This is a genomic window from Salmonella sp. SAL04157, assembly GCF_046551635.1.
In the GTDB taxonomy this organism is placed as follows: domain Bacteria; phylum Pseudomonadota; class Gammaproteobacteria; order Enterobacterales; family Enterobacteriaceae; genus Salmonella; species Salmonella enterica.
In genome coordinates this window covers 62,851-75,516 of sequence record NZ_JBGDVS010000010.1, presented here as the reverse complement: position 1 = coordinate 75,516, position 12,666 = coordinate 62,851, and the positions used below count along the sequence as shown (strand labels likewise).

At 52.5% G+C, this 12,666-nt stretch carries 12 protein-coding genes; 7 read left to right on the top strand and 5 right to left on the bottom strand.

Annotated elements, in window-relative coordinates; translation table 11 throughout:
* The first annotated feature begins 6 nt into the window (after positions 1–6).
* The 6 genes from sgcC to aac(6') all read left to right on the top strand — a co-directional run bounded on the left by sgcC (position 7) and on the right by aac(6') (position 4,597).
* Positions 7–1,320: a PTS sugar transporter subunit IIC SgcC gene (gene sgcC / locus ACLJRE_RS18815; RefSeq protein ID WP_023212387.1), complete on the top strand. Its 1,314-nt coding sequence runs from the start codon at positions 7–9 to the stop codon at positions 1,318–1,320.
* A 13-nt stretch (positions 1,321–1,333) separates the two neighbouring features.
* Positions 1,334–2,140, top strand: a complete 807-nt coding sequence (sgcQ, locus tag ACLJRE_RS18810) for a BtpA family protein SgcQ (protein WP_000118619.1) — start codon at positions 1,334–1,336, stop codon at positions 2,138–2,140.
* Between the two features lie 131 nt (positions 2,141–2,271).
* Positions 2,272–2,709 (top strand): SgcA family PTS sugar transporter subunit IIA, encoded by a 438-nt coding sequence (gene sgcA / locus ACLJRE_RS18805; protein WP_000606454.1) that lies wholly within the window; start codon positions 2,272–2,274, stop codon positions 2,707–2,709.
* An 11-nt stretch (positions 2,710–2,720) separates the two neighbouring features.
* A complete protein-coding gene (locus tag ACLJRE_RS18800) occupies positions 2,721–3,353 on the top strand; it encodes a ribulose-phosphate 3 epimerase family protein (protein WP_000600602.1) in 633 nt (210 codons plus the stop codon).
* A 15-nt stretch (positions 3,354–3,368) separates the two neighbouring features.
* Entirely contained in the window at positions 3,369–4,160 is a 792-nt protein-coding gene (locus ACLJRE_RS18795) for a DeoR/GlpR family DNA-binding transcription regulator (RefSeq protein ID WP_015405939.1), read from the top strand.
* Complete coding sequence (gene aac(6'), locus ACLJRE_RS18790) at positions 4,160–4,597, top strand: cryptic aminoglycoside N-acetyltransferase AAC(6')-Iy/Iaa (protein ID WP_023212386.1); 438 nt, start codon at positions 4,160–4,162, stop codon at positions 4,595–4,597. Before ACLJRE_RS18795 ends, aac(6') begins: the two co-directional genes overlap by 1 nt.
* 46 nt (positions 4,598–4,643) lie before the next feature.
* On the opposite strand, the gene ACLJRE_RS18785 is transcribed toward aac(6'), so the two are convergent.
* The 5 genes from ACLJRE_RS18785 to ACLJRE_RS18765 form a co-directional block, all read right to left on the bottom strand.
* The gene (locus ACLJRE_RS18785) at positions 4,644–5,846 is read right to left on the bottom strand and encodes a lactate oxidase (protein WP_023212385.1); all 1,203 of its coding nucleotides are present in this window, start codon (positions 5,844–5,846) and stop codon (positions 4,644–4,646) included.
* A gap of 11 nt (positions 5,847–5,857) precedes the next feature.
* On the bottom strand, positions 5,858–6,433 hold the full coding sequence (locus ACLJRE_RS18780; protein ID WP_001024319.1) for a YceI family protein: 576 nt from the start codon (positions 6,431–6,433) through the stop codon (positions 5,858–5,860).
* Positions 6,434–6,628: 195 nt separating this feature from the next.
* Positions 6,629–8,284, bottom strand: coding sequence for a glucan biosynthesis protein D (locus tag ACLJRE_RS18775; protein WP_001081945.1), 1,656 nt, complete (start codon positions 8,282–8,284; stop codon positions 6,629–6,631).
* A 219-nt stretch (positions 8,285–8,503) separates the two neighbouring features.
* Positions 8,504–10,012, bottom strand: coding sequence for a carboxylesterase/lipase family protein (locus tag ACLJRE_RS18770; protein WP_023212384.1), 1,509 nt, complete (start codon positions 10,010–10,012; stop codon positions 8,504–8,506).
* A 48-nt stretch (positions 10,013–10,060) separates the two neighbouring features.
* Positions 10,061–11,404 (bottom strand): VOC family protein, encoded by a 1,344-nt coding sequence (locus ACLJRE_RS18765; protein ID WP_410957482.1) that lies wholly within the window; start codon positions 11,402–11,404, stop codon positions 10,061–10,063.
* A 292-nt stretch (positions 11,405–11,696) separates the two neighbouring features.
* On the opposite strand from ACLJRE_RS18765, the gene ACLJRE_RS18760 reads away from it, so the two are divergent.
* Positions 11,697–12,620, top strand: a complete 924-nt coding sequence (locus tag ACLJRE_RS18760; RefSeq protein WP_023212382.1) for a LysR substrate-binding domain-containing protein — start codon at positions 11,697–11,699, stop codon at positions 12,618–12,620.
* Positions 12,621–12,666 lie beyond the last annotated feature (46 nt).

The window sequence follows — 12,666 nt, the reverse complement described above, 5'->3', positions numbered from 1 at the left end:
GGCATTATGTTTGATTACATCCTGTCTCTCGGCGGCACCGTCTTTGTGCCCATCATTATGATTATCATCGGCTTAATCTTTCGTATTCCCTGGCTGCAGGTGGTGAAAGCCGGGGTGACGGTCGGCATCGGTTTTGTCGGCATGGGGTTGGTGATCGTCATGGCGATCGACAGTCTCAGTCCGCCGATTAAAGTGATGATTGAGCGTTTTGGCCTGACGCTGCATGTGTTTGACGTCGGCGCCGGACCCGCGTCCGGCGTCGGCTATGCGACGGCCATCGGCGCGATGATCATTCCCGTTATCTTTCTGCTCAACGTCGGTATGTTGGTGACTCGTCTGACCAAAACCATGAACGTTGATATTTATAACTACTGGCACTACGCCATTACCGGAACGGTCGTCCAGTTGATGACCGGCAGTCTGATTTATGGCGTACTGGGCGCGATTTGTCACGCCGCCTTGTCGTTGAAAATGGCCGACTGGACGGCGAAACGAGTACAGAACATTGTGGGTCTGGAAGGGATTTCTATTCCGCAAGGGTATGGCTCCAGTTCCGTGCCGTTGTTCGTATTGCTGGATGCGATATACGAAAAAATACCGTTTATGAAAGGACGCAATATTGACGCTCAGGAGATCCAAAAACGGTATGGGATGGTCGGCGACCCGGTGATCATTGGCGTTGTTCTCGGGCTGATCTTCGGACTTGCCGCAGGCGAAGGCTTTAAAGGGTGCGCAACCTTAATGATTACCGTGGCGGCGATTATGGTGCTGTTTCCGCGCATGATTCGCCTTATCGTTGAGGGATTAATGCCCATTTCCGACGGCGCGCGTAAGTTCTTCCAGAAACACTTTAAAGGGCGCGAAGTCTTTATCGGTCTGGATACCGCAGTGACGTTAGGCCACCCGACCACCATCGCGGTTGGACTGCTGTTAATTCCCATCATGTTAATTCTGGCGAGCATACTGCCGGGCAATAAAGTCCTGCCGCTGGCTGATTTACCGGTTGCGCCGTTTTTTATCTGCATGGCCACGGTTATTCATCGCGGCGATCTGATTCGTACTCTGCTCAGCGGCATCATTGTCATGATTACCGTTCTGCTGATCGCCACCCAGTTCGCACCGTACTTTACCGATATGGCGCTCAAAGGCGGCTTTAGCTTCGCCGCTGAAAACGCGCAAATTACCGCGCTGTCGGTGGGAAATATGTTTGGCTGGTCAATATCTGAATTGATGTCGCTGGGCATGATTGGCGTGGTTATTGTGGTCGGCATTGTCGCCAGCATCATACTTGTCTTACGTAAACGTGAACTACCGGAATAAGGAGCAACCCAGAATGAGTTGGCTAAAAGAGGTAATAGGAACAGAAAAAGCCGTTATCGCCATGTGCCATTTACGGGCGTTGCCGGGCGATCCCGGGTTCGATACCAGGAAAGGCATGAACTGGGTAATTGACCGCGCCCATGACGATTTAATGGCGCTACAAAATGGCGGCGTGGATGCAGTGATGTTCTCCAACGAATTTAGTCTGCCTTATTTAACGAAAGTCAGACCGGAAACGACCACCGCGATGGCAAGAATCATCGGTCAGTTAATGAGTGAAATCCGCGTACCGTTTGGGGTAAACGTGTTGTGGGACCCTGTGGCCTCGTTTGATTTAGCGATGGCGACCGACGCAAAATTTATCCGCGAAATTTTCACCGGCGCTTACGCCAGCGATTTTGGCGTCTGGGATACGAATGTCGGCGAAACCATTCGCCATCAGCATCGCATCGGCGCAGGCCACGTGAAAACGCTGTTTAACATCGTTCCGGAAGCGGCGGTGTATCTGGGAAACCGCGATGTCTGTTCAATTGCGAAATCGACCGTATTTAACAATAACCCCGATGCCCTGTGCGTCTCAGGCCTGACGGCGGGTGCCCGCACGGATAGCGCCATACTGAAGCGGGTAAAAGAGACCGTTCCCGACACGGTCGTGCTGGCGAATACCGGGGTGTGTCTGGAAAACGTTGAGGAGCAGCTCTGCATTGCCGACGGATGCGTAACGGCAACCACGTTTAAAAAAGACGGCGTCTTCGCCAACTTTGTCGACCAGGCGCGCGTGGCGAAGTTTATGGAGAAAGTACGCCATATCCGACAATAAAATGGGGATAAGCAAAACGCTTATCCCCTGCAGAGAGCGATAACTCTTCTGCCGATCTCCGTCGCCTTCGCCAAAAGACACGCCGGGGATCGGTTTCAGAGTAACCCGAACCGGCAAGGAGTCAACGATCGATGATTAATGATGTTAAGTGGGTTCAGGCGCAACGCCATGCCAGCGACTGGCGACACGCGCTGGATATCGCCGTTCGTCCGCTGATTACCTTCGGCGCGGCGGCCCCCTGCTACCTGGACGGTATTATTGAGAACACCCTTAAATGGGGGCCATATTATCTTATCGCGCCGGGGATTGCGCTGCCCCATGCCAGACCAGAGCAAGGCGCCAACCATAATCAAATCAGCGTCACTACGTTAGCAACGCCGGTCGCTTTCGGCAATGCGGATTGCGATCCCATCTGGCTGTTGCTTTGCGCCAGCGCCACGGATGCCGAAGCACATATTCGCACCATTCAACGCATCAGCCAGTGGCTCGACTCGCCGGAAAGCGTCGCGATGCTGCAAGATGCGCCAAATGACGCCGCGCTTTTCGCGCAATTAACCGCATTGCGCTGATGGAGGTTCCGATGATCCTGCACCCTTCACTGGCCTCCGCCGATCCGCTGCGCTATGCCGAGGCGTTGACCGCTTTACACGATGCGCCTCTCGGCTCGCTGCATCTGGATATCGAAGATACCAGTTTCATCAACAATATTACCTTCGGTATGAAAACCATTCAGGCAGTCGCACAACACACTCGCCATCCGCTCTCATTTCACCTGATGGTCTCATCACCGCAACGCTGGCTACCCTGGCTTGCAGCTATCCGCCCCGGCTGGATTTTCATTCATGCCGAAAGCGTGCAAAACCCCTCGGAGATTCTGGCGGATATTCGCGCTATCGGGGCGAAAGCAGGACTGGCGCTTAACCCGGCAACGCCGCTATTGCCTTATCGTTATCTGGCATTGCAACTGGATGCGCTGATGATCATGACCAGCGAACCCGACGGGCGCGGGCAGCAATTTATCGCCGCGATGTGTGAAAAAGTGAGTCAGAGCAGAGAGCATTTCCCTGCTGCGGAATGCTGGGCGGACGGCGGTATTACACTTCGCGCCGCACGGCTGCTTGCCGCCGCAGGCGCACAGCATCTGGTGATTGGCCGGGCGTTGTTCACGACGGCGAACTATGATGTGACGTTGTCACAATTCACCGCGCTATAAAGGAGTCATATGCTGATGAGCCAACAGCGCCCCGACCGTATCAAACAGATGTTGCATTACCTTTGGCAACACAGGCACCTCTCAACACAACAAGCTATTGAGCTTTTTGGCTATGCAGAGGCAACCGTGCGCCGGGATTTTCACTATATCGCCAGCCGTTATCCCGGTATGGTTCGCGGCCATGGTTGTATTGACTTCGACGACAGTACGGAAGATAAAGAATATGTTTTCGACGTTAAGCGAACGTTACAAAGCGAGGCGAAACGCGAAATCGCCGCCCTCGCCCGCACGTTCATCAAGGATGGAGACTGCTTTTTTCTCGACTCCGGCTCCACCTGTCTGGAACTGGCAAAATGTCTGGTCGACGCCAAAGTAAAAGTCATTTGCAATGACATCAAAATCGCTAATGAACTGGGTGGCTTCCCACACGTAGAGAGTTACATTATCGGCGGACTGATTCGCCCCGGTTACTTTTCGGTGGGCGAGAGTCTGGCGCTGGAGATGATTAACGCCTTTGCCGTTGAACGCGCCTTTATCTCCTGCGATGCGCTGTCGATTGAAACGGGCATCACCAACGCTACCATGTTTGAAGTGGGCGTTAAAACGCGCATTATTCAACGCTCACGCGAGGTCATATTGATGGCCGATCACTCAAAGTTTGATACTGTAGAACCCCATGCGGTGGCGACGCTGTCCTGTATTACTACCATTCTTAGCGACAGTGCGCTCCCGTCTGCTATCGCGCGACGTTATCAGCAGGCGGGATGCCGTCTCATCATGTCAGCCCCCTCATCAGGAGCGCGCTAATGGACATCAGGCAAATGAACAGAACCCATCTGGAGCACTGGCGCGGATTGCGAAAACAGCTCTGGCCCGGTCACCCGGATGACGCCCATCTGGCAGACGGCGAAGAAATCCTGCAAGCCGATCATTTGGCATCATTTGTTGCGATGGCAGACGGGGTGGCGATTGGCTTTGCGGATGCCTCAATCCGCCACGATTATGTCAATGGCTGTGACAGTTCGCCCGTGGTTTTCCTTGAAGGTATTTTTGTTCTCCCCTCGTTCCGTCAACGCGGCGTAGCGAAACAATTGATTGCAGCGGTGCAACGATGGGGAAAGAATAAAGGGTGTCGGGAAATGGCTTCTGATACCTCGCCGGAAAATACAATTTCACAGAAAGTTCACCAGGCGTTAGGATTTGAGGAAACAGAGCGCGTCATTTTCTACCGGAAGCGTTGTTGAGGGAAATCATACAGGAAAAGGTCGGGTATAGTACCCGACCTTTATATTACTGGGGCAGCTCTTTTTCAGTTAACAAGCGTGTCGTTTTCACTTGTTCAATATTCCTGGCGCCACCCAACATCATGTTAATTGTCAGCTCTTTGTTTAGCTGTTCAATCACTGATGCCACACCCTGAGCGCCGCCAAGATTAAGACCGTATAATACAGGCCGGCCAACCGCCACAATATCCGCCCCGCTGGCTAACGCTTTGAATACGTGCGAACCACGGCGTACTCCGCTGTCAAAAATAACAGGCACTCGCTTGTTGACAACTTTTGCAATCGCAGGAAGCATATCGAATGAGGACGGCCCGCTGTCTAATTGACGACCACCATGATTAGAAACCCATATTCCTGCGGCCCCGGCCTGGATAGCAATTTCAGCATCCTCCTGCGACTGAATGCCTTTTACGATAACCGGCAGACCGGAAATACGATGTACATAGGCAATATCCTCCGGCGTAAAGGCTTGTTTAGCCTGCGCGTAAATTTCACTTATCCCTGCCCCTTTGCCGGTTTTTGAACCATCGTCATTTTTTCTGGCGAACATTTCCAGGTTTGCAAAGCCCAACGGGAACTGGAAGTTATTTTTAATATCTTCTTCCCGATAGCCACCGACAGGCGAATCTACGGTCAGAATAATCGCTTTAGCGCCATGCTTTACCGCTTGTGCAAGAATAAATTCGTTAAATTGATTATTCTTACTCATATAAAGCTGGAAGAAGAACGGATTTTTCCCGGAAACGTTAGCCACCTCTTCGATGGTCTTGTTGCCATAAGTACTCAACGAGAAAATCGAACCGACCTGCGCCATGCCTTTCGCCGTCGCCAACTCTCCGGAGGCGTGGGCCAGGCCCTGCGCTGCCATCGGTGCCTGGATTATAGGCGTTTTAAGCGGAATACCCAGTAGCTGCGTTGATAAATCGATCTCTTTTAACTCAATGCCCTGTAATACGCGCGGCATAATATATTTTTTGTCAAAGCTTTCGGTGTTGCTGCGAAGGTTATTCTCATCTTCGGCTCCACCGCGAATATAACCAAATGCCCCTTTCTCCATTCTGGCTTGAACGCGCGCTTCCAGAGAGGCTACGTTCGTCATTTTTATTGCTTTTTCGTCCGTGCTGGCTTTGTACTCTTCAGCATAAGCCAGGCCTGACGTTGCCAACATCGCCAGCGAGGCCACTACCCGAATGAGGTGATGAGTTTTCATCATTATTCCCTTTATTGCTTAACCGCTTCTGCCTGGATTTTTATATCGACAACTTTCGTCATCCCCATATCGACCAGATAATCTACACCCCACTGGGTGCGATCTATTTGCGTGACAAAATCACCACCGCAAACCTGCGCCTTGAATATCGGGCTCATATAACAGCCAAACTTGGTGGTGGTTAAGGTGACGGGCTTAGTTACTCCCTTCATTGTTAGCAAACCGTCAATAGAAACCGGTTTATTATCTTCAAAATGCCATTTTGTCGATTTAAATACTATTTCTGGATATTTTTCCGCATCCAGAATATCGCTACTGCGAATATGGTTATCAAACGCATCCACCCCGGTATTTAAGGCGCTCACGGGAATCGTCACGCGCATCTCTGCGACTTGCTTTTCCGGCTGATATTTCAGTTCGCCGCTAATAGCATAAAACCCGCCATGATTGGTTGAGGTCTGGAAATGATCGATATTAAATACCGCATTGGTATGCGTATTATCAAATTTATATACATCTGCATGAGCAGCACTTAATAAACCCAGAGACAGGACAGCACCAAGAAAACTCTTTTTCATTATATTCACTTTATATCTTAAATAAGGTGAAGCTATCTTAATGTCCCCTGTCCGCAGGATCGAGAGGGATAAACAGAAAGGACTGTTGCAAAAATAGAACGATGGAAAGGCCGTGTCACAAAAACAGCGGCTCACGAATGAGTTTATGCCAGGGCAATTTCCGCAACCTGTACCGCCTTTGTGGCGGTACAGAAGGCAAACTGACTAACGCATGATACGATCGTCGACATAACGGCGCTTATCCGGCGCGGGCGGGAAATACTGATACAGCCAGGTTTCGCTGATAGCCTCCCCCTGGCAGCGCAGGAACATACGCATATCCACCGGTGCCGTAGAATCCGAGGTCGGATACCAGTCAAACTGGATACGATAACCGTCGAAAGGCTCTACGTAGAGGATCTCAATCTGCTTCGCCTCGCCACTGGAGAGCGTAATCACCGGCTCAATGCCTTTTGGCGCGGCCGCTTTCAGATCGCCGCCGACAAAATCAATAGCAAAACGGCGCGCCCATTTATCCGGGTAATGTTCGCCCGGCGCCCAACCTTCGGGAAATCCGCCCATCCCTGTACGGGTCGCCATGACCCGCGCAAGCGGCGATTGTACCGGCGGCTGCGCGCTCCAGTACAAACGATAATTGAACGCCAGCGCATCCCCGGCTTTGATCGCTTTTTCCGGCTGCCAGAAACAGACCACATTATCCAGAGTTTCACCAGTGGTTGGGATCTCCATCAGGCTAACCGCGCCTTTCCCCCACTTACTGCGCGGCTCCACCCACAGGCTCGGACGTTTATTGTACCAGCCCATCACATCCTGATAATGCGAGAAATCACGATCGAGTTGCAGCAGGCCGAACCCTTTTGGGTTATCGTCCATATATGCATTGAACTGCAATTTCTGCGGATTATTCAGCGGGCGGCAAATCCACTCGCCGTTACCCCGCCACATCGCCAGCCGATCGGAATCGTGAATTTGCGGATGAATGGTGTCGCATACCCGGCGTTCATTATTCCCACAGCTAAACATACTGGTCATCGGCGCAATGCCAAGTTGCTTAATATCTTTACGGGCGTAGAGATGGTTTTCTACATCCATGATCACCTGCGATTTTTCGCAATGAATCACAAATTTATACGCGCCCGTCACGCTGGCGCTGTCCAGCAGAGCGTAAACGGTAAATGTAGTATCGCCCGGCTTCGCGGTGTCAAACCAGAATGCGGTGAAGTCAGGGAACTCTTCCTGACCGTCAGTATAGGTATCTATCGCCAGCCCGCGAGCCGACAGGCCATACTGATAAGTATCATCTACCGCCCGGAAATAACTGGCGCCCAGGAAGGAGACGACATCGCGCCGCGCCAGTTCCGGTGCTTTAAAGACACGGAAACCGGCGAAACCGAGATCGCTCTGCCCTTCCAGTTGCGTCGTATCGACGCCGGCATCGTTGTATTTAAACAGTTCCGGACGAAAATGGATCTCGCGAGCAAGATGCGTCGTCGTATCAACGGAAAACATGCGTACGCGACGACGAAAGCCCATCCCTACGTGGAAAAACTGAATATCGAGCTGCCGGTTGGCAACACCGTTCCAGAGTGAATGCGCCGCGTCATACTGAATGCTGTTATAGGCCTGCGGCGTCAGATTGGCGAGCGTATCCGGCAAGGGGCCCGGCGCGCCGCCCCAGGGCTTTTTCGCTAACGCCTGGGCCATTGATTGCAGACCAGCAAAATCAAAACGGACAATTTTACCATCCGCAATATCGGATTCCGCGGCAAACGCCGCCTGAGAAAAGAGTGAAGCAATACCGCTGGAACCGCACACGGCGGCCATTGCCATTGAACCTTTAATAAATCGTCTACGATTCATACCTGAAAATGAGTCCTTCTGGTCTTGTGAATGGTCCCGCGCTGGTTTTTTCAGCAGCAAGAATGTGCCCGTTTCTGACCGCTCACTCTAGACAAAATTCATTAATAATCCAATTGTTGGTCGCCTGGAAACTGTGCAAAAGCGTAAATATTTTATGTCGATAAGAACCGACCTAATCGGATGTAAACCTCACGCAGCATTCTTCAGGTTATGAAAAGTTTATTCCAGACTAACGTGATGTTTCATGACTCGTTTAAACAGCGCCAGACGCGCACGCATAAAGCGGTTTTCCACTTTAAAACCGGCAAGTTTGTTCAGCCCAATCCGCAACAGACGATCTCGCCCCCGAATGCTGGCGGGCCAGCGAACCGGGCCGTGCAGCACGTCGCGCGTGCGGCTGGCATGACGAGCGAAATTCACCCAGTAATCCGCCACCTGCGAGGCAAAGGCCAGGTCATTCTCATTCACATAATGGCATGTGGGCTCAGCCCGCGTTAACGTATCGAATACATACGGTATTTCATTGCCATGACAGGCACCATTCGCGTAGGTGTTATGCTCCGCTTCGGCGACATAATCAAACCAGTAACGCCAGCACGGTTCGCCGATCCGCTGCTGCGCTTGCATGACGACATAACCCAACGTGGTAAATACCATATCCCGACAGACCTGCCGCCCTAGTGCTTCGTCGCCTTTCACTCCAGGATAAAGCAGCCGGATTAACCCCAGGCCAACACGCCGCTCACGGCGCATTTTTTGAATTTGACCGGCAATATCGACGCCAAAAACTGCCAATACGCTGGCTTCATCGCTATTCGAGCCGATCATCACCGGTATGGGATGCTGTTTCGCCGCAAAGAAGGTTTCCAGCATCGGATGCGGCAGCACGACGTCGCCGGAAATCGGCGTCGGCGCAATTTTAAAAGGCTCGTCCAGCGGCCAAAACGTCTCTGCCGGTAAAGCGCGTAGCTGTTCGGCAGTGGCATTGGCTAAACCAAGATGTTCTGCCAGCGCAACGCCTTTTTTTAGCGCCACCTCGCGGGGCGTATCCGGCAGCGTATAACCACTCTGAATAATCGCTTTATGAAAAAGCCCCTTCGCCAACGGCGAAGCCATCAACGACAGCACGCTGCGGGCGCCGGCGGATTCGCCAAATAACGTCACATTCTGCGTATCGCCGCCAAATGCGGCAATATTGTCCTGCACCCAACGCAGCGCAGCGATTTGATCGAGTAAAGCGAAATTATGAATACACTCCGCCTCTCCGCCTTCCAGCGCCGGATGCGCGAAAAAGCCCAGATGGCCAAGCCGATAATTGACCGTCACCACGATCGCGCCGCGCTTCGCCAGCGCATGTCCGTCATAGGGCGGCAAACTCCCCGCGCCAATGGTGTAACCGCCGCCGTGTAGCCAGACCATGACCGGCAACGGTTCATGACGTACGGCGGGAGCCCAGACGTTCAGATAGAGACAGTCTTCGGAAAAATTTCCCGGATCGCCGCCGCCGAGTTCGCGACACCAGGTAATATCCTGCCAACTGGCGCAGGAGAAACAATCCGCCTGGCGCACATCCTGCCAGGCTGTAACAGGCTGCGGCGCACGCCAGCGTAGCTCCCCTGTTGGCGGCGCGGCATAAGGTATACCGCGCCAGATATGGATTTCTTCCTGTACGACGCCCACGATTTTACCGTGACGCGTCGCCACCAGCGGGATGGAGGGATTCAACATAACGCCTTCCTTTTACAGTATCCTCACAGCCTGTGAAGCTTACCGCTTTTAAAGCAGACCGCAACGGCGTTTACTGCGTTCTTCCGCTTCCTGATATAACGAAAATTCATCCCGTACTGCACATCCCAGCGCCTGTTCAAAGGCGTCGCGGCTGGCATTACCGTGCCTTCTGGCCAGCGTTTCATTTCCCAAATTCGACTGAAAAATGCCGGCTGCGCTGACCGGAAGAAAATCTTCATAGGTAATCGGCTGCGCGATCACCCAACCGCGCTCAATAAGCGGCTGCGGATCGTCGCCAGGATGAATCGCCTGACGATGCGCCTCGCCGGAAGGCGTTAAGCGATAGCGGAACCAGGCAAGCCCCTGCTGGCGAAGCAGAAATTCGCTATCCGGAAAGGCGTTAAAGACCTCCTGCAAATGGAGTTGATGCGTGAAGTTATCCTTACCCGTTCCCGCCTTGTGCAATAGTTCATCATATAATCGACGACCTTTTGGCGTCAGCGCGACGCCACGTTGCTCAATTTCGCCGAAGCGCGCCGTGTGCGTACCCTGCTTTTCATCAACGAAGAGCACCTGCTCTTCCAGGGCTTTGAAACTGGTTTGCCGCAACAGAATAGGCACTTCGCGGCGAGGCGGACCTTCGATAAGAATTTTAGGCGTAATGCCGCACTCCGGCATCATGGCCTGTACCCGGTCGATATCCAGAGTACGCGGCGTCAGATGGTTAATGTGACATCCCGGAAAACAGACCACATCGGCAATTAAACGATGCTCACGATGCAGGCTGCGGTACGTTTCTTCATCAACGGTAGCCTGACGATGCCAGCGAAAAGTCTCCAGCGTTTCACGGACGAACTCTTCGACCTGAGCAGCACTAAAACCGCCCTGCTCGTCGTACTCATCCAGCAATTGTCGGCAGCGCGATGTAAAAATATCCCGCTGCGATAAGATTTCCGCCGCCCGCTGGCGTAATGCCGCGTTTTCAATGAGCTCCAGGCGTAATAGCGAAGTGAACATGCGAAAGGGATTACGCGAGAGCGAAGCCTCGTCAATGGGACGAAATGCCGTGGAGTGCACAGGCACGCCCGCCTGAGAGAGATCGTAATAACTTACTGGGTACATCCCCATGATGGCGAATATCCGACGCAAGGTAAAAAGTTCTTCTGCGGTTCCAACACGAATGGCGCCATGTCGTTCCACGTTCAATCGCGCCAGTTCATCGGCATTAGCCAACTGCTCATACAGTTTGGGATTATTTTCCAGCACCGCCAGATTCACGTCAGCCACAAGTTCCAGTAACGTACCGTACTGCGGAACTTCCTGCTGGTACATTGCCGACATTGCCTGCGAAAAGTGTTCCCGAATCTCATCTGCCGTGATGGTGTTCGCCATAATGTCATGCCTCCAGTGAATGTTACCTGGAGTGTAGAAAACCTCATCCATTCCGGGGAGAAGAATTTACAAACTGTGATCCGGCCTGAATTCATTGTGTAGGACGGATTGACATGAGCTGGCGTATCCCCAACCAGATCGCGGCTTAACACGCTTAACGGCAGTTGAATCATCAGTAAAATAAAACAGTTGTAACTTGAAATGGTAAAATGTTAATAATATTTTGCTATCAGGTTATCAAAAACAAACAACTTTACTTGTCACCCGCACGGCTCTGTTTTTAACATCGCTTATGGAAAAAAATGGTCTGTTTAGTCAGCGCATTCGGTTGCGCCACCTTCATACATTTGTCGCCGTTGCGCAACAGGGAACGCTGGGGCGCGCGGCTGAAACCCTTAACCTGAGCCAGCCAGCGCTTTCTAAAACGCTGAACGAACTGGAACAACTCACCGGAACCCGTCTGTTCGAACGCGGGCGACTGGGCGCGCAATTAACGGTTCCTGGCGAACAATTTTTGACTCATGCGGTAAAAGTATTAGATGCATTGAATACCGCCGGGCAGGCGCTGAATCGCAAAGAGGACGCCAGCGCCGATGTGGTGCGTGTTGGCGCGCTCCCCACCGCTGCGCTGGGTATACTCCCGGCGGCTATTGGGCGGTTCCATCAACAGCAAAAATCGACCTCGTTACAGGTCGCGACCATGAACAATACGATGTTGCTTGCGGGTCTCAAGTCAGGCGAGATCGATCTGGGTATTGGCCGCATGTCAGACCCGGAATTAATGGGCGGTTTAAATTACGAACTGCTGTTTTTAGAATCGCTTAAATTAGTGGTACGCCCCGGTCATCCCCTGTTACAGGAGACGATCACGCTCAGTCGGGTTATGGAATGGCCGGTAGTCGTCTCGCCAAAAGGCACGGTACCGCGCCAGAATGCGGAAACCCTGTTGCAAAGCCAGGGGTGTAAAATGCCTGCCGGATGTATCGAAACGCTATCCGCATCGTTATCACGACAACTGACCGTAGATTACGATTACGTCTGGTTCGTCCCCTCTGGCGCGGTTAAAGAAGATCTTCGCCAGGCAACGCTGGTCTCATTACCCGTGCCGACCCAGAGCGCAGGCGAACCGATAGGTATTCTTACGCGAGTTGATATCCCGCTCTCAACCGGGGCGCAAATGCTGATTGCGGCGATCCGTAAATCGATGCCGCTGTGATAGCGGCTGTCGGGCATTAAACGCGCCCGCGGCTAAAATAGCCCGC

Coding starts and splice junctions, on each gene's coding strand:
- ACLJRE_RS18795 (WP_015405939.1), top strand. CDS start 3,369: ATGAGCCAACAGCGCCCCGACCGTATCAAACAGATGTTGCATTACCTT.
- sgcQ (WP_000118619.1), top strand. CDS start 1,334: ATGAGTTGGCTAAAAGAGGTAATAGGAACAGAAAAAGCCGTTATCGCC.
- ACLJRE_RS18775 (WP_001081945.1), bottom strand. CDS start 8,284: ATGAATCGTAGACGATTTATTAAAGGTTCAATGGCAATGGCCGCCGTG.
- ACLJRE_RS18785 (WP_023212385.1), bottom strand. CDS start 5,846: ATGAAAACTCATCACCTCATTCGGGTAGTGGCCTCGCTGGCGATGTTG.
- ACLJRE_RS18760 (WP_023212382.1), top strand. CDS start 11,697: ATGGAAAAAAATGGTCTGTTTAGTCAGCGCATTCGGTTGCGCCACCTT.
- ACLJRE_RS18765 (WP_410957482.1), bottom strand. CDS start 11,404: ATGGCGAACACCATCACGGCAGATGAGATTCGGGAACACTTTTCGCAG.
- ACLJRE_RS18770 (WP_023212384.1), bottom strand. CDS start 10,012: ATGTTGAATCCCTCCATCCCGCTGGTGGCGACGCGTCACGGTAAAATC.
- sgcA (WP_000606454.1), top strand. CDS start 2,272: ATGATTAATGATGTTAAGTGGGTTCAGGCGCAACGCCATGCCAGCGAC.
- sgcC (WP_023212387.1), top strand. CDS start 7: ATGTTTGATTACATCCTGTCTCTCGGCGGCACCGTCTTTGTGCCCATC.
- ACLJRE_RS18800 (WP_000600602.1), top strand. CDS start 2,721: ATGATCCTGCACCCTTCACTGGCCTCCGCCGATCCGCTGCGCTATGCC.